The sequence below is a fragment of the Bradyrhizobium sp. DOA9 genome (genome assembly GCF_000617845.2).
Classification (GTDB): Bacteria; Pseudomonadota; Alphaproteobacteria; order Rhizobiales; family Xanthobacteraceae; genus Bradyrhizobium.
In genome coordinates this window covers 5825795-5849367 of the sequence record NZ_DF820425.1, presented here as the reverse complement: position 1 = coordinate 5849367, position 23573 = coordinate 5825795, and the positions used below count along the sequence as shown (strand labels likewise).

The following is a 23573-nucleotide window of genomic DNA, read 5'->3' as shown; positions in this document are numbered from 1 at the left end:
ACGGGTATGACAACCGGCGTGCTGGAGCGCTTTCCGCCGAGGGCCGCGCTCCCATGGCCTGCCTTATGGCTGCAGACCCGCTTCCGAAGGTTGCGGCGATGCGAGGGGGCGCTTGCGACGCGCCCAAGAGGTTAACATCCCCGATACGCCCAAGCGGCTGACCCGATCGAACACCACGGCGCCGAGGATCGCGCTCGCTCCCGCGAGAAATGGGACGGCGTAGTAGGCGTAGCGGTTGAATCCATAAACGAGAAAGGCCGGAAATGCGACGCTGATCAGCGCGAGCGAGATCATCAATGTGCCTCCGGCCGCCAGCCCCGCGGGGAGCGGTCGCATCAAACCGAGTCTGGTTCCGACGGCGCTTGCGAGCAGGACGACCATGAGTGCCAGAGCCGCCGCGGATACCCACCGGATCGGACCCGGAAAATCATCGTACTCGCTCGATATGGTCAAGCCGCAGCAGAGGTCGGCCAGATCCGGTCGCGGTTGGTAGCCAAGTGTCAAGAGGTAGTCCAGCTTCACCTGCACCTGATCGGACGTTGGCAAAAGCCATCGCTCCAGCCGCCAGTGGGGCTTGTAGTAGTCGTAGACCAGCCGACGGTATTTGAGCCCGGTCGGACTTCCAAACAGCGGGAGCGGGGCTTGCTGGACGAAGAACTCATAGGCCTGCGGATTGGTGGTCCGCCGCGCCACGCTATTTCCATCGAACAGGAGGAAGTACACCTCGCGCAGGAAATGCCTGGTGACGTGCCGATATAGCGTCGATGGTGTCGTCAGCGTCTCGATAAAGATGTCGCGAACTACCTTTTCAAACTCGTTCGCGCTGTCGCCGGGTTTCTCCAGCGCATGCATGGCCCCAAAGGGCCATTGATATACCTCCGCATCGGCCCAGCCGGTCGGAGTGTCCATTGCCCGCATCTTTTCGACGAATGCCCGCGCGTTGGCTTTACGGTCCAGGTGGACGCCGTGATCGAAGTCCGCGGAGTAGCCAACTACGAACGCCATCACCGCAAGGCTCTCGTTGCCGGCCGGACGCTTTCCAATCGCGTAGTTGACGGCCGTCGGGATCAGGTACACGGCCGTGGCAAGGCTGCCCGCGAGCGCGAGCACGCTCAGTCGGCGGAGCCATCCGGCATCCTGCACCATGACCAACCAGAGCAGGATAACAGCAGCTTGTCCGACCGCGGCCGACCGGCACGTCATGACAGCCCCGAGGGTCGTCCCGACCGCCGCCGCAGCGATGATTGGCGGCCATTTCCTGAAGGTGAGGCCTGCTGCGATGAAGGCCGCAACTCCGACCAGAAAGTTCGAGATGGTCTCGGCACCAATTGTGTTGTCATAGTGAACCGTGCGCGCATAGAGCGCCGCAATCAGAAAGGCCAAGACCGACAGGATGCGGGGGGCTCCGGCGAAGCGCACCGTCGCGGCGACGAGAAGGGCCGTAGCGATGCTCATCAAATGCTGGGCAATGACGAAGACCAGGATATGCGGCCCGAACAGCTTGGATAGCAGCACCAGGAAGACCGCCACGCCGTAAGGCCGTTTTCCCGAGTCATCGAGATAATGGCCCGTCAGGATGGATTGCGCCTCATCCAGATAGGCACCGCCATCTTCGTGCAGGAAATGATCCGGCCAGGCCACCAGAAAAGCCAGGTGAACCGATAGCGCCAGACCAATCACTCCAAGCCAGATCCAGAGCCACACGATGCGGCTTGCCCATGTGAGGCGTGCCGGCCGCCCCGTCAGCGGACCCTCTACGCTTTGGATGTCGATGGCAGGCATGGAAGTCTCCGGATTGACTGAGCGAAGGCGGCAGCAGCGGCCCTCCCTCAGGATGCCCCTCGCGCCGGCCGGGTGCCGCACACCGTCCAGCTATATCCGTGACGATGATAGATCTTCACATCCTCGAATCCGCCGGCCGGGAGCAGCGCCTCGGCCTCTTCGCGGGTGTAGTATTTGGCATAGGCGGGATTGAGCTGATCGTAGATGGTCAGACGTCGGACGCTGCGCGGAAACTTGGCCAGCACCGAGCGCATGTAGGAGCGCATCGGAAGCGGCACTATTCGGCACAGCCCGATATAGGCGGTCAGCGCCCATTCCAGAACGTAGGATAGCGCCACGAGCAGGCGGTGCGGTAATAGGATCGTAAGCCTGCGCAGCGGTACCGCGAGTGACAGATAGGTCTCGTTGCCCTCGTAACCATAGAGCCAGACGATGCATCGCCCTCCGGGACGCAACGCCGCGAACGCCGCGCGAACCACGGGGATCGGCGTCGGTATGTGATGCAAGACGCCCATCGAAACCACGTAATCCAGCCCGAGATCCGGCGGCAACTGGTCGCCGGGAATTTGCAGATAGTCGATCCGGTCCTTGCGCGCGGTCGTGTTGTCCTTCAGGACCTGCATGGCGGCCGATGGCTCGACCGCGACGACGCGAGCGGCTCCGGCATCCAACAGCATGTTGACGATGCGCCCCGAGCCGCTGCCGATGTCGGCGATCGTCTTGCCTTTAAGTTCATCAAGCGCAACGAGTGGACCAAGCAGGTCGGCAAGCAAGACGGCGGATCCGTAATAGCCGGGGTTGTCGCGGAACGCGCTCCATTGCTCTCCGAAGTCTCTGATCGTGTCTTCCTTCAGATCGGGCATGGCTGCGTACCCACCGTCGTCCGCTCAGCGTGGCGCGGGGCAAGCGAGCCCCAGCAACCAGATTCCCAGGGTGAGGATCGGCCACAACGCGAATGCGTTGTCGTTTCTGCGCTCGAGATGGTCTTTCCATAGCTGCCGGACCGCATCGGGCTTCAAGAACGGCGCGAACACGTCGGCCTCCTGGTTGAGCACGCGGTCGCAGATCGACCGCAGCCTGCTCCGCATCAGTTGCGCAATGGGCACGTTGAAGCCGCGCTTGCGTGACCACGCAGCTCCGCTCGGCATGCCCAGGCGCTCGGCGAGCTTGCGCAGCACGTATTTCGGCGCCCCTTTTGGCCAGGGATTGAGCAGCGAGCTGTCAATGGTGCCGGCGAGGTCCATGATCCGTCGGTCCAGAATGGGGACGCGCACCTCCAGCGAATGCGCCATGCTCATCGCATCGACCTTCGCGAGGACGCTTTGCAGATGGAAGCGCTGGTCGGCAATTAGGGCCCGGTCGAGCACGTTTGCGTGCGGCTCGGCGTAATATTCGGCGTATTCGGCGAACGGATCTGTCGATGCCAGATCGGCCATTCCGCCGTCATAGATCTTCTCGGCCAGAAAGCGAGGAACGAGGCGACGCCATTGCAAATGAGGGCTGTTGCCAGCTTCGCCCAACCCGAGAGCAAAGCGCGCGAGTTGGGCTGCCGCCGGAAGCCGCTTCTCGTTGCCGCGCACGGACGCATAGGCGATGCGGCCGGTCAGGCCCGCGATGTGGCGCGGAACGACGTGGCGCACGCGCTCCGCAATCATGGTCGCGGCGTAAGTTTCGTATCCGCCAAAGAACTCGTCGCCTCCGTCGCCCGAGAGGACGACCGTGCAGTGCTTCCGGACGGCGCCTGCCAGATGATAGAAGCCGAGCGCGCCGGTGTCGGCGCACTGGCCGTCGAAATGGTAGGCGACGGCGCGCAGCGCAGTCTCGGCGCCTTCGCCGGCTTCCCCATCGATGACGTGAAGCGGCAGGCCTGCGGTCGCGGCAATCTGGCGCGCCACCGCAGTTTCATCATGGCTCTTCTCGGTGAAGCCGGCCGTGAACAGGGGCGGCTTCAATCCGAGCCGGCCGAGCGTGAGGCTGATCAGCGAACTGTCGATGCCGCCGCTCTGCAGCACGGCGAGCGGCACGTCGCTCACCATCTGGCTCTTCACCACCGTCTCGATCGTCGATTGCAGCCGGGCGACGGCTTCATCGAGGTCGCGGATCGTAGGCGCGCGCACCGGCCGCCAGAAGCGTCGCTCGGCCCGCTCGCCACCGGTGAATGCGATCATGGTGCCGGGCGGGAGCTGCTTGATGTCCTGGTACAAGCTCTGTCGCGTGCCTGGATGGCCCGCGGCGAGATAGCCATGTAGTGATACGGGATCGATCCGTGCGGCGAGGTCGCCGCTCGCCATCAATCCCTTGATCTCGCTTGCGAACAGCACGCGGCTGCTGCTTTCGGAATAATAGAGCGGCTTGATCCCGATGCCGTCGCGCGCCAGGATCAGGCGGCCTTCCTTCCGATCCCACAGGCCGATCGCGAAGAAGCCCTCCAGGCGTTCAAACATCGCCTCGCCCCAGGCGAGGTAGGCGTAAGGGAGGATTTCGGTGTCGCAGGTGCTGCGAAACCGGACGCCGAACGATCGCTCGAGCTCGCTGCGCAATTCGCGATCATTGTAGATCTCGCCGTTGTAGGTGACGACGATGCGCTCCGATGCATCGAGCATCGGCTGTCGCCCGCCATCGGAGAGATCGCGGATGGCGAGCCGGCGGTGGGCGAGGCCGACGGGCCCGTCCAGCCAGGTGCTCTCGCCGTCCGGCCCGCGGTGAACCAACGCCGCCGACATCGCCGCAACCGCGCGGCTGTCGGCAGGGCGGCCGTCACGGTGAAAGATGCCCGCTATGCCGCACATCGCGTTCCCTTGCCGATGGCGGTCATGTTCGCTGATTCATGATCTGCTTCAGGAGCACCGCGAGCAGCCCCATGGCGACGACGAGAATGCTGAGCAAGATCGCGCCCACGCCCAGCACGAAAGCGCTGACGAGCTGCAGGATGATGCCACCGATCAGCGAAACCAGTGCGAGCGCCATGCACATCATCGCCAGCAGCACGAAGATCTTCAGCGGGTTGTAGTAAGTGCAGGCCTCCAGTACGTATTGCAGGGTCCGAATGGAGTCGCGGAACAGGTTCACCTTGGAGCGACCGATCCGCTCCTTGTATTCGATATCGATGTAGTCGACGAACTTCGCGTTCATCATGTAGGCAAGAGTCAGCGACGTCGTGAAGCTGAACAGGTCGCTGACATGCTCGAAATAGGAGATCGCGACCTGCCTGCCGAACACGCGCAGGCCGGAGTTGATATCGGGAATCTCGCGGTTGGCGGTGAATTCGACGATCGCCTTCAGGACGGCACGCAATGGCGACTTCAGCATCGACTCGCGGTAGTTCGGCCCGGTCCTGGCGCCGACGACCATGTCAAAGCCCTGGTTGAAGCGGGCGACCAGTGCCGGAATCGCCTCCATCGGATAAGAGCCATCGGCATCGCTGATGGCGATCGTATCGTACTTCGCTGCTCGAATTCCGTCCTTCAGCGAACGGCCATAGCCGATGTTGTGGGGATGCCTGAGTACCCTTGCACCCGCCTGTGCGGCGAGTTCGCCGGTCCCATCTGTCGAACCGTCATCGACGATGACGATTTCATAAGGGGTGAGTCGAGCGCCGTCGAGAGCCGCCTTGGCTCGATCAATGGTTTCAACAATGCCGTTGCGCTCGTTGAGCGCAGGAATGACGACTGAAATCATAAGCGACGTGCAATGCAGGTGACGGATTGCCCGAAGAAGCTTCGCGAGAGCGGATCGAGCGCCCGCGACAGCGGCACGGCATATTTGTCGAACAGGGCGATCTGCCCGTTGACGGCGGCATCATTGAGGGATTGATGGCGCTTCAGGCGATTGGCGAGCCATCCAAGCCCGCCGATTGGATTGAAGTAATTCAGCCGAACCAGCTCGATCGGTTGATTGGCGAGCAGTTTGGCGAGGCGCGCCGTGGTGTAGCGGCGGCAATGCCCCGCGAGGCGATCGAGATCGTTGTAGAGCAGCATCAGGGCCGGAACGCTGATCAGGAGGTGTCCTCCGGGCCTGAGCACCCGCACCAGGTTGGCGATTGCGGTGGCGTCATCCTCAATGTGCTCGAGAACGTTGATGGTGAAGACCGCATCGACGCCGTCGGGAAACAGCAAGCTCAACTGCTCACGCATCAGAATGTCGCAGACGGCGAATTTGCGGTCGGGCATCGCCATGCTGGCGCGTTCGACGCTTTCGCGGTCATGGTCCACGCCGCAATAGTCCCCAAGCTCTCCAAGCACTCTGCTGTAGAGCCCATGCCCAAAGCCGACCTCGATGATGCTACCTTTCAGGTAGGGACGGAACTGGTCGACAACCCAGTTCATATAATTCTGTGCGTCGGCGATCGCGCTCGAATAAGTATCGGCCCCGACTTTCAGACCTTCCGTTGTTGGCTGGGCGGGAAAGGGGGTTTGAGCCATAGAGCCTGCGCCTTGTTCTTGCCCGAGTTAGCAGCGAGCGCCGCTTTTCTCAAGGAAATGTGGGGCGCTATCGTCCTAAAGTTGACGGCCTTCGCTGTCGCCGTCGATAGCACTAATGGGGTGCCGGTTCCGTTGATGGCTCAGCATCACGCCATCAAGACGTCGAAACCGTCCGACAGGAGCACGACGGACTCCGCACAACCGCGCCAATCGGATTGATCGAAGCATCGCCGGACGCGCGTTCGATCATCGCTGGTTGAAGCCGGTGGCGGCCGGTCGCGGCGCGCCTCATGGCTTGCGGGCCTATTTTTCCGATGCCCACGGATGCGCGGCCGTCAAATCTCATGGTGCGGGCAGCCGGGGTCGAACCGGCACAGCGCTTGCGCACCGAGGGATTTTAAGTCCCTTGCGTCTACCAATTCCGCCATGCCCGCTTGATCCAACGAGATCAAACACTTAAGTCCGTTCCGGCGGTCTGGAATTGGCGCGTTCGTGAGCCGAAAGGACGGTTCTTCCTTAAGCGAGCCGGGCGCACAAGGCAAAGCCTCAATCCGGACATCTGTTGCTGCTTTAGGCATTCTCAATCCACGGGGGCTATTCATCCGGCATGGCTGCTTCGTTTTCCTCTCCGCTGCGCGGCGTTGGCGCGCTATTCGCGCTGCTTGCGGCGGGCCTTGCGCTGTCCGGCTGCGCCAGCGTGAGCGAGACGATTGCGCCGGCCTTCGCCGATCCCGCCAAGTACGAATTGTACGATTGCAAGCAGCTCGAGGCTGAGCGCAAGGGGCTCGCCAAGCGCACTGACGATCTGCGGGCGCTGATGCAGAAGGCCGAGACCGGGACCGGCGGGGCGGTGGTGTCCGAGCTCGCTTATCGCAACGACTATGTCGCGGTGCGCGGGCAGGCCCAATTGGCCGAGGACGCCTGGCGCCGCAACAGATGCCGGGAGTCGCCGCCCGAGGAGCCGCCGCCTCCGGCATCGCCCGTGGCCGCCGCCAAGCCCGCAGCGAAATCCGGCAAGGCCGCCCGCTGAGGCTTCGCGCCGGCGACGCTTCGCATCAAGGCCGCCAGCCGTAGATCCAGTCCTGCCGCGCCAGCATGCGCTCCGGCCCGAGCGCGCGGATCGCGAGATCGCGTGCGAGCGCCAGCGGCCCGCTGAGATGATAGATGCGGCCCTGCTGCCGCGCGGTCCGCTGCACCCGCCGCACCCGCGCCTCGCGGGCACGGCCGTATTGCGTCAGCGCGGCGGCAACCTCTTTGCTGCTCTCGGCGGCCGCAAGGCTCAAATGCCGGGCGAGCACGGCGGCATCCTCGATCGCCATGCCGGCGCCTTGCGCTGCGAACGGCAGCATCGCGTGCACGGCATCGCCGAGCAGCGCCACCGAGCCCTTGCTCCAGGGACAGCCGTCCGGCACGCCGAACAGCGCCCATTTGCGCCAGCTGTCGACCGCGGCGAGCATCATCCGCGCCGCCGGCGGCCAGCTTGGGCCGGCAAAGGCGTCCATCACCTCGCTGACATCGCCGGGCGTGCTCCAGCCCGGCCGGTTCCATGTGCCCGGCAGCACCGCGACCACGTTGATCTGGCGTCCGCCCGCAATGGGATAGGCGACCAGATGGGCGTTGGGCCCCATCCAGAGCTGCACCCGGCGCGCGGTATAGTCCTTCGGCAGCTGCGTGGCATCGAGCGTACCGCGCCAGGCGATCAGGCCGGAAAAGCGCGGCTGCACCTCGGGAAACAGGTGCTGGCGCACCGTCGACCAGATGCCGTCGGCGCCGATCAGCGCGCTGGCGAGGTCGCTGCGGCGGATCGTGCCGCTGCGATGGACCACGGTCAGCCCCTTGGCATGGGGCGCCACGTCCTCGAAGGTCGCGCCCAGCTTCAGGTCGATGTCGGGATGGTCGGCGACGGCGCCGGCGAGGGCCGATTGCAGGTCGGCACGGTGCACCACCCAATAGGGCGCGCCGGCGCGCAGCGCGGCGGCCTCGCCGAGCGGCATGCGCAAGAGCTCGCCGCCGGCCCGCGCGCTCATGATCGAGACCGCCTCGGGGACGACGGCGCGCGACTTGAGGCGTTCGGTCAGGCCGAGCTCGACCAGCACGCGGCTGGCATTGGGAGAGAGCTGCAGGCCGGCGCCGACCTCCTCGAGACGCTCGGCCTTTTCCAGCACGACGATGCGGAAGCCGCGCGCGGCGAGCGCGAGCGCGGCCGTCAGGCCACCGATGCCGGCTCCGGCAATGACAATCGTTCGGGAGAGCGCCACCCCTTAACCGAGGGACGCGGTCAGGCCACCTTGTCCTTCAGCACGCATTCCGGCGGACGGGCTTCGCCCGGCTTCAGGTCGGCCGCGAAGCGGTACAGCGTCGAGCAATAGGGGCAGATGATCTCGTTGTCGTTGCCGAGGTCGAGGAAGACGTGCGGATGGTCGAACGGAGGGTTGGCGCCCACGCACATGAACTCTTGCGAGCCGATCTCGATGACGGGGACACCGGCATCGTTATGGAAGTGCGGGACGACATGGTCGGACATCGTAGTTCATCCTGGAGTGGCAGAGGCGGCAGACACAATCAACGACTGACGCGGCATCTTTGAGGCCGGCGGACCATACTGGCGGGTGCAGATGATTGCTAGTCCAATGGAACCGAAAAGCTCCGCAAGTGCCCCATGCTCATTTGCTCATGCAAATTCGACACAATCTCGAGGCCTGAGAGAAGCCCTTCTTTCGTCGGGGACGTTGTGTCGCAATTTTGGCATACTATCTCTGAGGTTGCGTGAAATCGCGACGAAAGACTTATCGTTCCGCGCGGGCGAACTTGGGAGCATCCGGGCTTTTCCACATGAAGTGGCTGCGAATCAGTACGGCGTTGGCGGCGGTAGCCGCGTTCGGCTTCATGCTCGCGCAGGTGGCGCCGCATGCCCGCGAGGCCGGCGCGATCCTGGCTGCCCAGGACGATCCGGCCGCACTCTCCGAGCTGAAGCTCGATGCACTGCTCCGGCACAACGATCGCCTGGTTCAGGACAATATCGAGGCCGCGCTCGCCGCCGGCGATGCCGATCTCGCCGACAGTTTCGTGGCGCTGGCGCGCGAGCGCAACATCGCGCTTCCCGACGACCTCTTGAGCCGCGTCGGCGATGCCGTGAAAGCGGAGAATTCCACCTCGCAGTTCGCCAGGCGCTTCGCCACCGGTCTCGTCACCGGCAACGCGGACGACGTCGCGAGCCTGTCGGGGACCGTGGCCGGCGATCTCTTCGTGTTCGGCGACATCAGGGACGTCGTGCGCGAGGGCAAGCACCTCGCCATGGGCGAGGATACCGACCGCCTCGTGCTCTCCCTTGCGGCGGCCGGCCTTGCGGTGACGGCGGCAACCTATGTCTCCGTCGGCGGTGCCGCGCCGGTGCGCGCCGGACTGACGCTGGTGAAGGATGCGCGCAAGCTCGGACGGCTCGGCGAGGGGCTCGCCGCATGGGCCGGCCGCTCCGCGCGCGAGGTCGTCGACGCGCCGATGCTGCGGAATGCGGTGGCATCGGGCTCGGTGCTGCGCCCCGGCCAGACCGTGAGCGCGATCAAGGCCGCGTTCCGGGCCGAGAAGGCCGGTGCGCTGGTCCGGCTCGGCAAGGACGTCACGCGCATCGCCGGAAAGACCGGAACGCGCGGGGCGATGGATACGCTCCGCATCGCCGAAGGTCCCAAGGACGTCGCGCGCGCGGCGCGGCTTGCGGAAGCGCAAGGCGGCAAGACGCGCGCGATCATCAAGCTGCTCGGCCGCGGCGCGCTGCTGCTCGTCGGCGGCGCGTTCGATCTGGCGATGTGGCTGTTCGGTGCGGTCGTGACGCTGTTCGGCCTGCTCTCCTCCATCAAGGCCACCACCGAGCGACTTACCCAGGCCTGGTGCGATCGCAAGAGAGCGCGGCGGCTGCGCCGCGCGCAAGTAGCGGCCGACGCTGCTTTGGCCAATGCGGCCGCGGCGGTCTGAGGCGTTGCGCACGTCAGGCTATTGTTTGAGCACGATGTTGCCGGAAAACCGCTGCACTCTTTGCCGGATCGTGCTCTAAGATCGCGTCATCCCCTCAAACACCTCACGGAACTGCTGATGCCGAGCTTTCACAACGGCGCCGTTGAAATTGCCTATCTCGACGAAGGCGAGGGCGATCCGATCATCCTGGTGCACGGCTTTGCCTCCAGCAAGAACGTGAACTGGGTCTATCCGACCTGGGTGTCGGAGCTGCGCAAGAACGGCCGCCGCGTCATCGCGCTCGACAATCGCGGCCACGGCGAGAGCGCAAAGCTCTACGAGCCCGCGCAATATTCTATACCCGTCATGGCCGGCGACGTGCTCGCGCTGATGGATCATCTCGCCATCCCGCAGGCCGACATCATGGGCTATTCGATGGGCGGGCGGATGACGGCCTGGCTCTCCCTCAACGAGCCGCAGCGCCTGCGCTCGGCGATCCTCGGCGGCATCGGCATCGGCGGCCTGATCGAGGGCACCGGCCCCGGCGAGAACGTCGCCACAGCGCTGGAAGCGCCGTCGCTCGACGACGTCACCGATCCCGTCGGCCGCACCTTTCGCGCCTTCGCCGACCAGACCCGCTCCGACCGCCGCGCGCTCGCCGCGTGCCTGCGCGGCACGCGCGATCTCATGACGAGGCAAGAGGCCGCGCGCATCGAGGTGCCGGTGCTGATCGCCGTCGGCACCACCGACGATGTCGCAGGCAGCGCCAGCGCGCTCGGTGCCATCATCCCCGGCGCGGAAGTGCTCGACATTCCAAACCGCGACCACATGCGCGCGGTCGGCGACAAAGTCTATAAGACCGGCGTGCTCGACTTCCTGTCGCGCCGCGGCTGAGGCCCGCCGCCTCACACCGCCTTGTCGCTGAACGCGGCGGGAAGCGTGTTGAGGAACGACATGACGCGCTGCGTGCGCAGGGGCGGGCGGCGGCCGGAGGTGCGCAGCATCCACAGCGGTTCCGCGGGCGCGCGCCAGGGCGCCAGCACCTCGACCAGCCGGCCGGCGCGAAGGTCTTCGTGGACGAGCCATGCCGGCCCCCAGCCGATCCCGAACCCATTGACGATCAACGCGAGCGACGCATGCGCGTCGTCGCAAATATGCTTGGGCTTGGGCGTGATGCGAATGGGTCCTTTGCCGCGCGGATCGGCGAAGCGCCAGGTCAGGATCTGACCGCTCGCGGGATTGCGGAAGCCGACGTGGTCATGCGCGGAAAGCTCGTGAGGAGTAGCCGGCGCGCCGCGCGCCTTCAGATAGGCGGGCGAGGCGCACGCGATCCAGGAGAAGGTGCAAAGCCGCCGCGCCTGATGGCCTGGCGCGCGGTCGAGCGGCCCTGAGCGGATCGCGACGTCGACGCCTTCCGCCGCGAGATCGAGAATCTCGTTGCGGAATTTGACCTCGATCTCGATTTCCGGCCGCTCCCGCAGGAACGCGGGCAGCCGCGGCAGGATGCAGGCGCGCGCGAACGAGGCGGGAGCGGTCACGCGCACCCGTCCGCCATCCTCGCGCGCGACGTCGCCGAGCGCGGATTGGACGCGGGCGAGACTTTCGACCAGCGCGCGTCCTGCCGCCATCAGCCTGTCGCCCTCGTCGGTCAGCGCCAGCGAGTGGGTGGAGCGATGCAACAGCCGCAACCCGTGAGCCTGTTCGAAACGGGCGACCGCCTTGGACATCGCCGAGGTGGTCGTCCCCGCCCGCCGCGCCGCTTCGGCGAAGGAGCCCGCCTCGACGACGCGGACGAAGGCGAGCAGGCGCGAGAGATCGGGGGGCAAGGTCGTTGTGGACATGGAGTCCACATAGTCATGGCTTCGCAGTCACTACAAGGGCGAAGTCCGAACGGCTAGCTAGGAAGCGTCAGCGCGCATTCTGCAGCGCCAAGAACACGGGAAGTCCGATGAACCCCATCGAAATCACTCTGCAAGCCCTCGACGCCGCCGAGCGCGCGATTCCATCCGGCCAGCCGGTCTACATGCTCAATCTGCTGCGCTACCGCGCGCAGGCCCATTACGAGGACGGCTTCGACGCCGCGCCCTGCTCAGGCCGGGAAGCCTTCAATGAACGCTACAGGCCGGCATTCCGGCGTCTGGCGGCCGGCAAGCCGCTGGTGCGGGTATTCTCCGTCCCGGTCCTGGCGCCCATCGTCGGCTCGCCAGGCGAACGCTGGGACGAAGCGGCGGTCAATGAATACGGCGATTTCGCCACGTTTCGCGCGATCGTCGAGACCGACGATTACCGTCGCGACGTCGCCCCGCATCGGCACGCGGCGCTCGAGGATTTCCGGCTGTTCGCGCTCGCCAAGGCGATGTGAAACACAGCGAGGCGAGAACGCGTACGATGCGAAACCCATCATGCTTCGACAGCGGCGAACGGATTGATGGGTTTCGCTGGCGCTCTACCCATCCTGCGGGCTGAAGTTTCTGTCGCGGCGGGGTGAGGCTATAAACTTGGCCTAAGCCCCGCCCGCGTTCACTCTCTGGAGATTCCGGGTGCCCTTGATCAGCCCGGTGGGCGGTCAAAGCCCTCGAAGCCGATGAACAGCAATCCGAACATGATTGCCACGATCAAAGCAGAGCCGAAAACGACGAGCAGCGCAACTTTCCAGCCGGCCAAGCCCTGTTTCTGCAGCCTGATGGCGACAAGGATCAGAACGATAAATAAGATCGGGCCAATGAGGATGAGCATGGCCGATCCTAAATCTTCCGTTCTCGAGAAGTCTACTTCCTCGGGGCTGGCCGCCGATCCCGCCCACTCCTCTCATGTGACCGCCCGCTTGCCAATGGCAGCGCGCGATCCCCGAAGGTACACGGTCAATCCGGAGCGCTCAGCGGCTCTTCTTCTTCGCCAACCGATCCACGCAAAGTCGCATATCGTAGTTTCTAGCCTCTTGCGCTGCTCCCGTCAGCGAACCAAATGGGCCATGTTTTTGCATACGACTGTTTGCAGCATGCGAGCGGAAAGCTTGCCGTGCACATGGACAGATCTCGAGCAGACGCTTCAGAGGGCGGCAATTGGAAGCAGATTGCTGCGAGCGCAAGCAATGTGAACATGCGGATCATTCAACGACCTCATGAAAAACATGAAAATCAGTTCGCTTAGTTCGTGGGTAGGCCCTTCTTGGCAAGACATGCCCGGACCTTCGTGGCGGGACCCTCTGGCACCCTGTACGCGCTCCAATCCGCGCGAGTATAACCGACAGCGCTCACGCAGGCGGTCACCCCTTGCTCTCTCTTACGAGCTTGATCCACACTCGTGCCGTCACGCTTAGCTTGGCATACCGGATCATGATTGCACACGATGCGGGCGTGGGCAGACGGCAATCCGGCCAGCACGACGAAAAACGCAGAATAAATACTCATCGATTTCATAGTACACCCCCAAGTTGAGACCGCCGACCGTAGCGGTAATGGCCGGAACCTTCAACCCCAGCGGGTGAAGAGCTTACACAGGGGCTGGACGCAAAAGCGCGTGGGATTGTTTTCTGCTCTCGGCTCCCTCTGGAATTCCGCTTCATCATGCTGGAGGAAAATCTGCAGCGAGTCTGGTGCAGACGTGCACGCCGGCCACCGGATGCCTCTTCACCCCCGTCTCACCCCGCTTTGCCGTCCTCGCCCAGCCGCCGTCCCGCCGCCATCAGCACCACGAACGTCGCCACCCACACCATGCGCGCGCCGTAGCGGTCGTGGGGGCCGGAGATCACGCCGCAGATGAAGGCATTGCCGAGCAGGGCCAGCGTCACGGTTGCCGCCAGCAGCGTCAGATCGTCCAGCCGGCGGCTCGCCAACGCATGTGCCAGCAGGGCGAGCAGCCCCAGCATCGAGGCCAGCGCCACCGGCACGTGCAGCCAGTTGATCGCGGTGAAGTCGAGCTGCCAATTCTGCTGCCGCGCCGCGCGCATGGCTGCGGCCTGCGCGGGGATGTAGCGCTCGATGATGCCGCGGGTGTGCGGGATCCAGCCGTTGGTGCCTTCGCCGGTCGCCACATGCAGCAATTGCTGGCCCATGGCGCGGAGCGCCGCGCCGGCCTGCCAGGCCGGATAATCCCTCAGCGACTGCATGACGATGGTGCCCATCTCCTCGTTCATGCCCTGAAACCGGCCGAGCGTGTTGAACATGCTCTTGCCCCACAGGAACTCGTCGGCGCTCGCCGGCAGCTCGTTGCGGTAGGGACAGAGCTTGTAATGTTCGCGCGGGCAACGATCGTTGAGATATTGCGCGACGATGCCGTCCTGCATCATGCGGCCGAAGGCGACGCCATAACCGCCCGGCGTCCAGGCCAGCTTGCCGGACAGGGCGTAATTCGCCGACACCAGCATCAGGCCGCCCGCGACGATGGTGAGGCTCGCCAGCGTCAGCCCCGCGAGTGGCAGCCGCCCGCCCACGAACGGCCGCACCATCCACCCCATGGCGCATAGCCCCAGCAGCACGCCGAGCGTGGCGCTGTGGGTCGCCGCGGCAAAGGCGGTGAAGACGAACAGGGAGATCTTCTCGAGCGTGGAGGTGCGGCTTGCGCCTGTAGCCAGCAGGAACAGCGACAGCACCGAGAGCCCGGCAAAGATGTCGGTGAGCAGCATGCTCGCAAGCCAGGGCAGCGCGGTCGACAGCATCAGGGCGAGGCTGATCGCGACGAAACGAAAGGTCTGCATCAAGCCCAGCACGCGAAGCGTGAGCTGCAGCAGCCACAACGCCGCCAGCGACTGGACCGCGAGGTTGATCCAGAAGCCGAAGCTCTCGCCATAATGCAAATAGAGGCCGAATACCGTGGAGCGGCTGGGGACGAGATAGCCCTCGTACCAGCGCGCCAGGTAGCCGCCGGTATCCCATTGCAACAGCGGATAGCCGTTCCAGACCGCGGGTGCGATCATCAGAAGAGGCAAGGCCACCGCCGCCAGCCGCAGCCAAAAAGAGCCCGCGGCGCGCGCGCGCAATCGATCGGTGGTGATGCTCAAATCCGCTCCCGGCCTCGCTGGAGATCAATGACCCCAATAACGGCTCGAAGAGAATTCACCAATAGTTTGAAGCCGCCCGCCTTGAATTTGGCGAAACTCTGACCACCTTGAGCCGACCTTGCCGCTTGGGGCGTCCAAAGAAACCCTTGTGTTTCAAAGCCTTGGCATGCCCCTCGGGGCAGGGTGAGTTCACTCTCAGGCAAGCCAGCCACGACTTCGTCGCCTAGACTGTGCTATACAGAGAGCAACGGACGCCCATTCGAAGAGCAAATTCCAAAGAGAACATCCATGGCAGTGCATCAGGTCAATCCGGGAGGAAAGCTCGCATCGCTCGATCCGATCTGGGACCGGATCCGCAGCGAAGCGGAGGACATCGTCCGCCGCGAGCCGGAGCTTGCGACCTTCATCTATTCGTCGGTGCTGCATCACGGGCGCCTCGAGGATTCGGTGGTCCACCGCGTCGCCGAGCGGCTCGATCATTCCGCGCTGTCGGGCGACCTGGTGCGACAGGCCTATATGGACGCGCTGCGCGACGATCCCGATCTCGGCAACGCCTTCCGCGCCGATCTCGTCGCCGTCTACGACCGCGATCCCGCGACCTCGCGCTTCATCGACCCCTTGCTCTACTTCAAGGGCTTTCACGCCATCCAGACCCATCGCCTCGCGCACTGGCTCTATCTGAAGGGCCGCAAGGATTTCGCCTATTACCTTCAGAGCCGGTCCTCGGCGGTGTTCCAGACCGACATCAATCCCGCCGCGCGCATCGGCCGCGGCATCTTCCTCGACCACGCCACCGGCTTCGTCTGCGGCGAGACGGCGCTGATCGAGGACGACGTCTCGATCCTGCACGGCGTCACGCTAGGGGGCACCGGCAAGGAGAACGAGGACCGTCACCCCAAGATTCGCCACGGCGTGTTGATCGGCGCCGGCGCAAAGATCCTCGGCAACATCGAGATCGGCCATTGCGCGCGCATCGCGGCCGGCTCGGTCGTGGTCAAGCCGGTGCCGCACAACGTCACGGTCGCGGGCGTGCCGGCCAAGATCGTCGGCGAAGCCGGCTGCGCCGAGCCGTCGCGCACCATGGACCAGATGATCAACGCGATGGGGCTCTGAGCGGGCCTCGGGTGCTGCGAAGGGCCGGGTTTTCCGGCCCTTTTCCTCCCCAAATTCTTTGACAATTCGTGCTGGCGGTTCGCCGCATCTCGTCCTAAAACGCGGCCAGACATTTTCGATCGGAGACTTGCCGTGGACGTCAAAGAAGTCAGAAAGCTCGATGCATATCTGAAGCGCGTATTCGGCAATCCCAAGATCCGCGTCGTGCCGCGGCCGAAGAAGGACGATTCCGCCGAAGTCTATATCGGCGAGGAATTCATCGGCGTGCTCTTCGTCGACGACGAGGACGACGATCGCTCGTTCCAGTTCCAGATGGCGATCCTCGAGGACGATCTGGTCGATCAGGAATAGTTTCGACGCCTTTCGTGTCCCGGGCGCACTGCAATGCTGCTTAGCGTTGCAGTGCAGAGCCGGGACCCAGTAAGCCACGCACTGTATCTCTCCAGCACAGGCCCCGGCTCTGCAGCGCATCGTCAAAGAGACGCTGCGCTGCGTCCGGGGCACGCATCGAGATCGAGGCGCGTTCTCTCAACACCGTCATTGCGAGCGCAGCGAAGCAATCCAGGAATCTTTCCGCGGAGGGATTCTGGATTGCTTCGCTGCGCTCGCAATGACGCCCCGATTCCGGGGACGGTCAGGTTTTCAGTCCAGCATTGCTGGAGGAGCATCCTGAAAAGCATTACGTGCTCAATTGCAGACCTCGACGTTGCCGATACCCCTTCGCTCAAGCGAACAGCCGGGGCGAACTGGACGACAGATTCCCCCCGTTCCGGTACAGACTATTTGACCAGACGCCTGCAGCTTCGCGGGGGCAGCCTCCGTTTGCTTCCGCTCCGAGTCCCGTTTCTTGGCATCCTCGCGGGTAGCAACCGGCTTCTTGTCCTGCACCTTCTCGCATTCATTGTCGTCATTGACGCGATAGCCGGCGCGGCAGGTGATCTTGACGCAAGTGTCGCCATCGGCCTTGAAGCCACGATCGCACACCAGCGGGCAAACGCGTCCTGGCTTGCTCTTCAGCGCGTCGAGCGCCTCGAAGCTCGCCTGCTTGGCGTCGAACTTCGTTCCGGCATATTTGTTGAACAGCGTTAGCGAGCGTTGCGACGAGTCGGTCCAAATGCCGTCCGCGGGAGCCGGATGACAACCGACCCGGCGCAGCTCGGACTGCACCAGCTTCGCGGTCTCCTGGGACGAAAGGCCGGGCATCGACTGAGTTGGGGCCACGGCCGCGACCTTCTGCTCACCGTCACGCTGAGCCTTCTCGGACGCTTGCTTTGCGGCGAGCTCGGATGCCGCCTTTTCGGCGGCCTGTCTGTCGGCTAGCGCCTTGGCAACAGCCGCTTCGGCGTCCTTCCTGCGTTGCTCGGCGGCAGCCGCCTTGGCTTCCTCGATCTGCTTGGCTTTCTCCGCCGCTGCCTTGGCGTCCTCGGCGGCCTTCGCGGCCGCTGCTGCTTTCTCCTGCTCGGCCTTCTTGGCGCGGTCGGAGGCAAGTCGGGCCTTCTCTTCCTCGGCTTGCCTCGCCTTCTCCGCAGCAGCAGTGCGGGTTTCTTCAGCGGCGATCTTGTTCAGCTGGCCCTTGGCGAGATCGGAATAGAAGCCGCTCGGAAAGCGATTGAGGAAGGCCGTCCATCCGTCACGCGTGCCGAGCTGAAGCGCCAGTTCGTAGTCGCGCCGGATTTCGGCGTCCGGGTTGGCTTGCGGGCCGGCGATGACCGGCTTGACCGCAACCAGCGGCACGTCATCGCCGCCGAGCGAGCCGTACACAAAAGGCTCCTGCTTGTAGCCGGTGCTCTTCAGCACATCATCGCGAACGAAGCGAAAGGCCTTGCCCAGGTCGAGCCCCGGCGTCGGCAGGCGGTCGACCAGAGCCGTAGCAAACGGGCTGTTCTTGGTATCGCCATCCGAAGCTGTCGAGCCCGCCTTGGCCGCGAAGGCAATCAATGTATTCGGGCTCGTCGGCTCGACCTTGGCGAGGCCGCGGCCGATGGCACGAGAGGCAACCGTCCGCTTCATCGTCTTGGCGAACGGATTGTCCCGGCAAGCGTCCAGAATGACGAGACGCAGTTGTTTGGCCGGCTCGACGGCAAAGAGCGCGCGGTCCAGCGCGATGGTCTCGTCCAGCACGTCGCCGTCCGTTTCCAGTGTGGCATCAGTGGGGATCAGGTAGTTGGTGCCGTCCAGCTCGATGCCGTGTCCCGCATAGTAGATGACGGCAACGTCGGCATCGCGCGTCCGACCCGCAAACTCGCGCAACGACCTGCGCATGTCGGAGGCGTTGAGGTCGAGCCTGATGTCGACGCTATCGAAACCGGCCTTCCTGAACATGCCGCCGACCAGTGCGGCATCGTTGGCAGGGTTCGCCAGCCGCGCCACGTTCTTGTAGGCCGAGTTGCCCATGACGAGCGCAACGCGCCGCTCGGCCAGCGCCGGTCCACATCCGAGCCATACGGCAAACGCGATCAAGAAAAACCGAAGCGTGCCCATGACAGCCCTTGTTCTCACTTGCAGACTTCGAACGTACTTGTGCCGGCGCCGTAACTGCCCTTTTGGACGCCGGTGGCGCCCCAGGATTCGAGCCGACACCCCGGCCGGACAGGCCTACAACCCGCACTGCTGCAATAGATTTGGCCGGTTGCCTGCGGCTTCGCGGGCGCAGCCTCGACCTTCTTCCTCTCGTCGTCCCGCGGCTTGGCATCCTCACGGGTTGCAACAGGCTTCTTGTCCTGGACCTTCTCACACTCGTTGTCGTCGTTGATGCGATAACCCGCGCGGCAGGCGATCTTGACGCATGCATCGCCATCGGCCTTGAAGCCGCGATCGCACACGAGCGGGCAGACCCGGCCCGACTTGGCCTTGATCGCATCGAGCGCGTCGAAGCTTGCGAGCTTGGCATCGAACTTCGTGCCGGCATGCTTGTTAAACAGGGCCAGCGAGCGCTGCGACGTCGCATTCCAGTCGCCGTCCGCATTGCTCGCCAGACAGCCGACTCGACGGAGTTCTGACTGCACGAGTTTGGCTGTTTCCTGCGGCGAGAGACTGGGCGGCGATTGAGTCGGAGCCACCGCCGCGACCTTCTGCTCGCCGTCACGCTGAGCCTGCTCTTTGGCGGCTAGCTCGGCAGCTGCCTTGTCGTTCGCAATCTTTTCGGCGAGCGCCTTTTCGGCAGCCTGCTTGTCGGCCAGCGCCTTGGCGACGGCGGCTTCGGCGTCCCTCCGGCGCTGCTCGGCGGCCGCCGCCTTGGCCTCCTCGATCTGCTTGGCCTTCTCGGCCGCAATGCGAGCATCTTCGGCAGCCTTTGCGGCGGCTGCAGCCTTGTCTTGCTCGGCCTTCTTGGCGCGCTCTGCCACGAGCCGGGCCTTCTCCTCTTCGGCCTGCCTGGCTTTCTCTGTTGCGATGGCGCGGGCGTCCTCGGCACTGATCTTCTTCAACTGCACCCGCGCAAGATTCGCGTAAAAACCCTCGGGATAGGCCTGGAGGAACGCTTCCCATGCGTCGCGATCGCCCGCCTGCAGCGCCAGCTCGTAATCGCGGCGAATTGCGTCCTGCGGATTCGCCTGCGGCCCGGTCGCGACCGGCTTCGCCGGAACCAGGGCCACGTCGTCGCCGCCGAGCGAGCCGTAGACAAACGGCTCCTGCTTGTTGCCGGTGGTCTTGAGCACGTCATCGCGCACGAAGCGAAACGCCTTGCCGAGGTCGAGCCCCGGTGTCGGCAGACGTTCGACCAGAGCTGTGGCGAACGGGCTGTTCTTGGAATCGCCATCGGATGCAGTCGAGCCAGCCTTCGCCGCAAAAGCGATCATCGTGTTCGGGCTGGTCGGCTCGACCTTGGCGAGGCCGCGTCCGATCGCACGCGAGGCGATCGTCCGCTTCATCGTCTTGGCGAAGGGATTGTCGCGGCAGGCATCCAGGATGACGAGGCGCAGTTGCTTGGCCGGCTCGACCGCAAACAGCACCCGGTCGAGCGCGAACGCCTCGTCGAGAACGTCGGTGTCGGTTTCCAGCGTGGCGTCCGTCGGGATCAGATAATTGGTGCCGTCGAGCTCGATGCCGTGGCCGGCGTAGTAGACGACCGCAACGTCCGCATCCCGGACCTTGCTGCCGAACTCGCGCAATGCCTTGCGCATGTCGACGACGCTGAGGTCGAGCTTGATGTCGACGGCATCGAACCCGGCCTTCCTGAACATGCCGCCGACCAGGGCGGCATCGTTCGCGGGGTTCGCCAGCCGCGCCACGTTCTTGTAAGCCGAATTGCCCATGACGAGCGCGACGCGCTTTTCGGCCAGCGCAGCGCCGGTCCCGACCCAGATCGCAAAAATCAACAAAACAAACAGCCGAAGCCGCATTCCAGCCCCCGAATGCAATAGCGTCAGAATATTCGCAGCATGGCCAAACGCAATCTACGCTCAGTGATATCAGTCACACATAAACGCGGCCATCATGCCCTGTTTTGCCCCGAAGGGTCAATCATTATTCGAAAAAAACGAAAATGCTCGATGACGCCCACACTTGGCTACTGTGCATGGGGTTGTTTTCGACGTTTTTGTTTGGGAGCCGGTCCCGCTCAGCCCCGCGGCCCGCGCAATTGCGCCGTCAGCCTGTCCATCGCCTCGGCCACCTCGCGCCATTGCGACAGCCAGCTCCGCGGAAAGCGGAAGGTGAGGTCGGCGCCGCCGACGCGGCGCTCGGCGAGGCACATGCCCGGGGTGGCGGCATCGCGCGTGCAGCGCGCGGTGAGCGCGGGGCTTGCAGCCGAGTAGAGGTCCTCGCTGCCATAGGGCGTGTCGGTGCGGAACGTCCGCATCGTCAGGCCGTCCGCCGGGCTGACTGCTGCCCGGTCGAGATAACGCGGATAGATCGTGGCGGTGCGCTGCTCGGGCGAGAGCGCATCGTGATGGGCCGCGATCGACAGGAAGATGCGGTCGATCGACTGCAGCGCCGCTTCCGCCGTGTCGGAGGTGACGTGCCTGGGCGCGCCGGGCGGCTCCAGCGAGGGATAGAGGAAGTCGAGGTCGATGCGCTCCTGCGGCCCTGAGTGCCGCTGGATCTTCATCCGGATCGCGGTCACCGGCAGGTTGAACAAGGTGCCGCCGACGCTCACCGGCAGCTTGTCCGGGGCGTTCGCGCCCCGGCTGCCCCAGGTCGGCCACAGCAGATAGGCGACCAGCGCGATCGCAGCGGCCGCAGCCGCGCCGCCGAGCACGATCGGGACGACATGCGCCCGGGTGCGCGTGCGGGGGGACCTGAGGGGAGCTGCCGAGAACAATGTCATGAATTGCGCGAGATCGACCGGAGGTCGGCCGATGGCCGACGAATCAGTGTCGAATATGCCACGCGACCGCGGTTTCGCGCAGCGTTCCCGCTGCCTGGGATCGGGGACGGCCCCTGCGCGGGGTGGCCGGCCGCGTTAACCTTTCCTTAAGGATAATGTAGCGTTAACGCGCTCTCCTTGTCACAGGAAGGCACGCGCGTTGCGTAAGGGCGGAGCAGTTCCGATGACACCTGAGGCTCTCAACTCCTTCTTCTCGATCTGCATCGGTTTCGCGCTCGCGGGCGCGCTCGTGAGCGGATACCAGGCGCTGGCGCAGCGGCCCGCCGGCTTCGGCCTGCTGCAGGACGGCGTGGCCCCGAAAACCTTCGCGGCGGTTCCCTTCCTGGTGTTCGCCGCCCCCTTCATCATCATGCGTAACACGCTGCGCGGCGTGCGGGTGGAAAGCCGCCGCGTGGAATTCGTGATGATGGCAACCGTCATCGCCGCCTTCTGGAGCATGATGAGCGGCACCTTCTTCCTGATGACGCTGCGCGCCGCCGGCCTTCTGGTCTGATCCCCGCGCGCTTTGAGCGCGGCCGGCCCTTTGCGTCGCGGCTGCCGTTTGGCTATGCCAGTCGTCAACGCGACAGGAGACGTCCATGGCCATCTACGAGCTCGACGGGCAGGCGCCCGACCTTCCCGCCGACGGCAATTATTTCATCGCCGAGACCGCGACCGTGATCGGCCGGGTGCGCCTGAAGCCGGGCGCGAGCGTCTGGTTCGGCGCGGTGCTGCGCGGCGACAACGAGTGGATCGAGATCGGCGAGGGCGCCAATGTGCAGGACGGCTCGACCTGCCACACCGATCTCGGCTTTCCGCTTCACATCGGCAGGAACTGCACCGTCGGCCACAACGTCATCCTGCACGGCTGCACCGTCGAGGACGGCGCGCTGATCGGCATGGGCTCGATCGTGATGAACGGCGCCAGGATCGGCCGCAACAGCATCGTCGGCGCCGGCTCCGTCATCACCGAGGGCAAGGAGTTCCCCGAGCGCTCGCTGATCATCGGCTCGCCCGCGCGCGTGATCCGCACGCTCGACGATGCTCAGGTGCAGAAGATGGGGAGTGCGGCCAAGTTCTACGTTGCCAACGGCCCGCGCTTTTCGAAAGGCCTGAAGCGGATCGGTTGATCAACTGCCTTCGGACTCGCGCTTCGATCGCGCCCACCACCTTCTCGTGCCCGGCGGCCCAGAGCGCGTGCTCGTCGCTGCCGTCGTGGTAGGGATTGGCCTCAGCCGGAATATTGTCACGCGCGGCGCGTTCGCCCTCTGCAAAGGGATCGTGATCGGTCATCGTGATTTGCCTCCTCGCTTTCGGCGCAATCATCCGGCGCGGGCTCCGGAGTCACCACCGGCAGCGCCGCAGGCGGTGGCGGGGTTGACGCCGCCGTCAACGCCGAGAACCGCCAGCTCGACAGGAAATTGAAGAGCATCTGCCGCGGTTGCTGATACTCGCGCGGAAGTGAGACAGCGTGTCTGTCACGAAGGACCGGCTGACGTTAGCTTGGTCCTGCGTTGAAGCGTGGAGCGTGTCCGCGCGGAGGGAAATCGAGTGATGTTACGCAGGACGTTGAAGGCGGCGCTCGCCTTCGCAGTGATCGGGTTGTCAGTGCCGCAGGCGGCGGAGGCGCGAGGATTTGGGCACGGTGGCTGGGGTCATGGTGGCGGTTGGGGCCATGGCGGCCACTGGCATGGCGGCGGCTTCTGGCCTGGCGTGGCGATCGGAGCGGGCATCGCCGGCGCCGGCCTGTACGGCGGCTATTACGGATATGGGTACGGCTATCCCTATTACGCCGTTCCCGACGACTATGGGCCCGCCTACAACGATGGCTATGGCGGCTGCTATGTGGCGCGCAAGCGTGTCATGACCCCATCGGGATGGCGCTATCGCCGGGTCGACGTCTGCGAGTGAGGCGGAATAGCCGTTAAAAAACAAGGTCGTTGACGCAGTATACCGTCAACGACCTTGCCAGCCCCGGATATTGAAATCGGCTCACGCCATCCGG

Annotated in this window: 22 protein-coding genes and 1 tRNA gene; 9 read left to right on the top strand and 14 right to left on the bottom strand. The window is 64.6% G+C overall.

Features of this window, described 5'->3' with window-relative positions:
- Positions 1-63 precede the first annotated feature (63 nt).
- From BDOA9_RS27580 to BDOA9_RS27550, 6 genes are all read right to left on the bottom strand, one after another.
- Complete coding sequence (locus BDOA9_RS27580; protein ID WP_152033497.1) at positions 64-1782, bottom strand: hypothetical protein; 1719 nt, start codon at positions 1780-1782, stop codon at positions 64-66.
- 47 nt (positions 1783-1829) lie between these two features.
- The gene (locus BDOA9_RS27575; RefSeq protein WP_025037173.1) at positions 1830-2645 is read right to left on the bottom strand and encodes a class I SAM-dependent methyltransferase; all 816 of its coding nucleotides are present in this window, start codon (positions 2643-2645) and stop codon (positions 1830-1832) included.
- A 24-nt stretch (positions 2646-2669) separates the two neighbouring features.
- A complete protein-coding gene (asnB, locus tag BDOA9_RS27570; protein WP_025037172.1) occupies positions 2670-4571 on the bottom strand; it encodes an asparagine synthase (glutamine-hydrolyzing) in 1902 nt (633 codons plus the stop codon).
- 22 nt (positions 4572-4593) lie between these two features.
- Positions 4594-5460, bottom strand: a complete 867-nt coding sequence (locus tag BDOA9_RS27565; protein ID WP_025037171.1) for a glycosyltransferase family 2 protein — start codon at positions 5458-5460, stop codon at positions 4594-4596.
- Positions 5457-6107 (bottom strand): class I SAM-dependent methyltransferase, encoded by a 651-nt coding sequence (locus BDOA9_RS27560; protein ID WP_192859620.1) that lies wholly within the window; start codon positions 6105-6107, stop codon positions 5457-5459. The genes BDOA9_RS27565 and BDOA9_RS27560 overlap by 4 nt, the downstream gene beginning before the upstream one ends.
- A 441-nt stretch (positions 6108-6548) precedes the next feature.
- Positions 6549-6637: transfer RNA gene (locus BDOA9_RS27550), tRNA-Leu, on the bottom strand.
- 173 nt (positions 6638-6810) lie between these two features.
- On the opposite strand from BDOA9_RS27550, the gene BDOA9_RS27545 reads away from it, so the two are divergent.
- Positions 6811-7233: a hypothetical protein gene (locus BDOA9_RS27545; RefSeq protein ID WP_025037168.1), complete on the top strand. Its 423-nt coding sequence runs from the start codon at positions 6811-6813 to the stop codon at positions 7231-7233.
- Between the two features lie 25 nt (positions 7234-7258).
- On the opposite strand, the gene BDOA9_RS27540 is transcribed toward BDOA9_RS27545, so the two are convergent.
- Together BDOA9_RS27540 and BDOA9_RS27535 are read right to left on the bottom strand one after the other, a co-directional pair.
- Complete coding sequence (locus BDOA9_RS27540; RefSeq protein WP_025037167.1) at positions 7259-8461, bottom strand: FAD-dependent monooxygenase; 1203 nt, start codon at positions 8459-8461, stop codon at positions 7259-7261.
- A 20-nt stretch (positions 8462-8481) separates the two neighbouring features.
- The gene (locus BDOA9_RS27535) at positions 8482-8727 is read right to left on the bottom strand and encodes a zinc-finger domain-containing protein (RefSeq protein WP_008562814.1); all 246 of its coding nucleotides are present in this window, start codon (positions 8725-8727) and stop codon (positions 8482-8484) included.
- 308 nt (positions 8728-9035) lie between these two features.
- Between BDOA9_RS27535 and BDOA9_RS27530 the strand changes: the two genes are divergently transcribed.
- Positions 9036-10172 (top strand): hypothetical protein, encoded by a 1137-nt coding sequence (locus tag BDOA9_RS27530; RefSeq protein WP_025037166.1) that lies wholly within the window; start codon positions 9036-9038, stop codon positions 10170-10172.
- 117 nt (positions 10173-10289) lie between these two features.
- The gene (locus BDOA9_RS27525; protein ID WP_025037165.1) at positions 10290-11045 is read left to right on the top strand and encodes an alpha/beta fold hydrolase; all 756 of its coding nucleotides are present in this window, start codon (positions 10290-10292) and stop codon (positions 11043-11045) included.
- An 11-nt stretch (positions 11046-11056) separates the two neighbouring features.
- Here BDOA9_RS27525 and BDOA9_RS27520 read toward each other — a convergent pair whose 3' ends face one another.
- A complete protein-coding gene (locus BDOA9_RS27520) occupies positions 11057-11992 on the bottom strand; it encodes a LysR family transcriptional regulator (protein WP_025037164.1) in 936 nt (311 codons plus the stop codon).
- A gap of 107 nt (positions 11993-12099) precedes the next feature.
- On the opposite strand from BDOA9_RS27520, the gene BDOA9_RS27515 reads away from it, so the two are divergent.
- Entirely contained in the window at positions 12100-12513 is a 414-nt protein-coding gene (locus BDOA9_RS27515; protein ID WP_025037163.1) for a hypothetical protein, read from the top strand.
- A 188-nt stretch (positions 12514-12701) separates the two neighbouring features.
- On the opposite strand, the gene BDOA9_RS27510 is transcribed toward BDOA9_RS27515, so the two are convergent.
- Both BDOA9_RS27510 and BDOA9_RS27505 read right to left on the bottom strand, forming a co-directional pair.
- Positions 12702-12887, bottom strand: coding sequence for a hypothetical protein (locus BDOA9_RS27510; RefSeq protein WP_025037162.1), 186 nt, complete (start codon positions 12885-12887; stop codon positions 12702-12704).
- A 904-nt stretch (positions 12888-13791) separates the two neighbouring features.
- Entirely contained in the window at positions 13792-15150 is a 1359-nt protein-coding gene (locus BDOA9_RS27505; protein WP_025037161.1) for a hypothetical protein, read from the bottom strand.
- A gap of 288 nt (positions 15151-15438) precedes the next feature.
- Here BDOA9_RS27505 and cysE point away from each other — a divergent pair, with 288 nt between their 5' ends.
- On the top strand, positions 15439-16263 hold the full coding sequence (gene cysE, locus BDOA9_RS27500) for a serine O-acetyltransferase (protein ID WP_025037160.1): 825 nt from the start codon (positions 15439-15441) through the stop codon (positions 16261-16263).
- Positions 16264-16395: 132 nt separating this feature from the next.
- Positions 16396-16614, top strand: coding sequence for a DUF3126 family protein (locus tag BDOA9_RS27495; RefSeq protein WP_007602550.1), 219 nt, complete (start codon positions 16396-16398; stop codon positions 16612-16614).
- 336 nt (positions 16615-16950) lie between these two features.
- Here the strand turns inward: BDOA9_RS27495 and BDOA9_RS27490 are convergent, their stop codons facing one another.
- From BDOA9_RS27490 to BDOA9_RS27480, 3 genes are all read right to left on the bottom strand, one after another.
- Positions 16951-18744 carry a caspase family protein gene (locus tag BDOA9_RS27490; protein ID WP_025037159.1) on the bottom strand — a complete coding sequence of 598 codons (1794 nt, stop codon included), beginning with the start codon at positions 18742-18744 and terminating at the stop codon, positions 16951-16953.
- 14 nt (positions 18745-18758) lie between these two features.
- Positions 18759-20603 carry a caspase family protein gene (locus BDOA9_RS27485; protein WP_025037158.1) on the bottom strand — a complete coding sequence of 615 codons (1845 nt, stop codon included), beginning with the start codon at positions 20601-20603 and terminating at the stop codon, positions 18759-18761.
- 218 nt (positions 20604-20821) lie between these two features.
- Positions 20822-21529: a hypothetical protein gene (locus BDOA9_RS27480; protein ID WP_025037157.1), complete on the bottom strand. Its 708-nt coding sequence runs from the start codon at positions 21527-21529 to the stop codon at positions 20822-20824.
- A gap of 223 nt (positions 21530-21752) precedes the next feature.
- Here BDOA9_RS27480 and BDOA9_RS27475 point away from each other — a divergent pair, with 223 nt between their 5' ends.
- The 3 genes from BDOA9_RS27475 to BDOA9_RS27465 all read left to right on the top strand — a co-directional run bounded on the left by BDOA9_RS27475 (position 21753) and on the right by BDOA9_RS27465 (position 23479).
- Positions 21753-22082, top strand: coding sequence for a DUF6949 family protein (locus tag BDOA9_RS27475; protein ID WP_025037156.1), 330 nt, complete (start codon positions 21753-21755; stop codon positions 22080-22082).
- Between the two features lie 85 nt (positions 22083-22167).
- Positions 22168-22698 (top strand): gamma carbonic anhydrase family protein, encoded by a 531-nt coding sequence (locus tag BDOA9_RS27470; RefSeq protein WP_025037155.1) that lies wholly within the window; start codon positions 22168-22170, stop codon positions 22696-22698.
- A gap of 424 nt (positions 22699-23122) precedes the next feature.
- Entirely contained in the window at positions 23123-23479 is a 357-nt protein-coding gene (locus BDOA9_RS27465; RefSeq protein WP_025037154.1) for a hypothetical protein, read from the top strand.
- Positions 23480-23573: the final 94 nt, after the last annotated feature.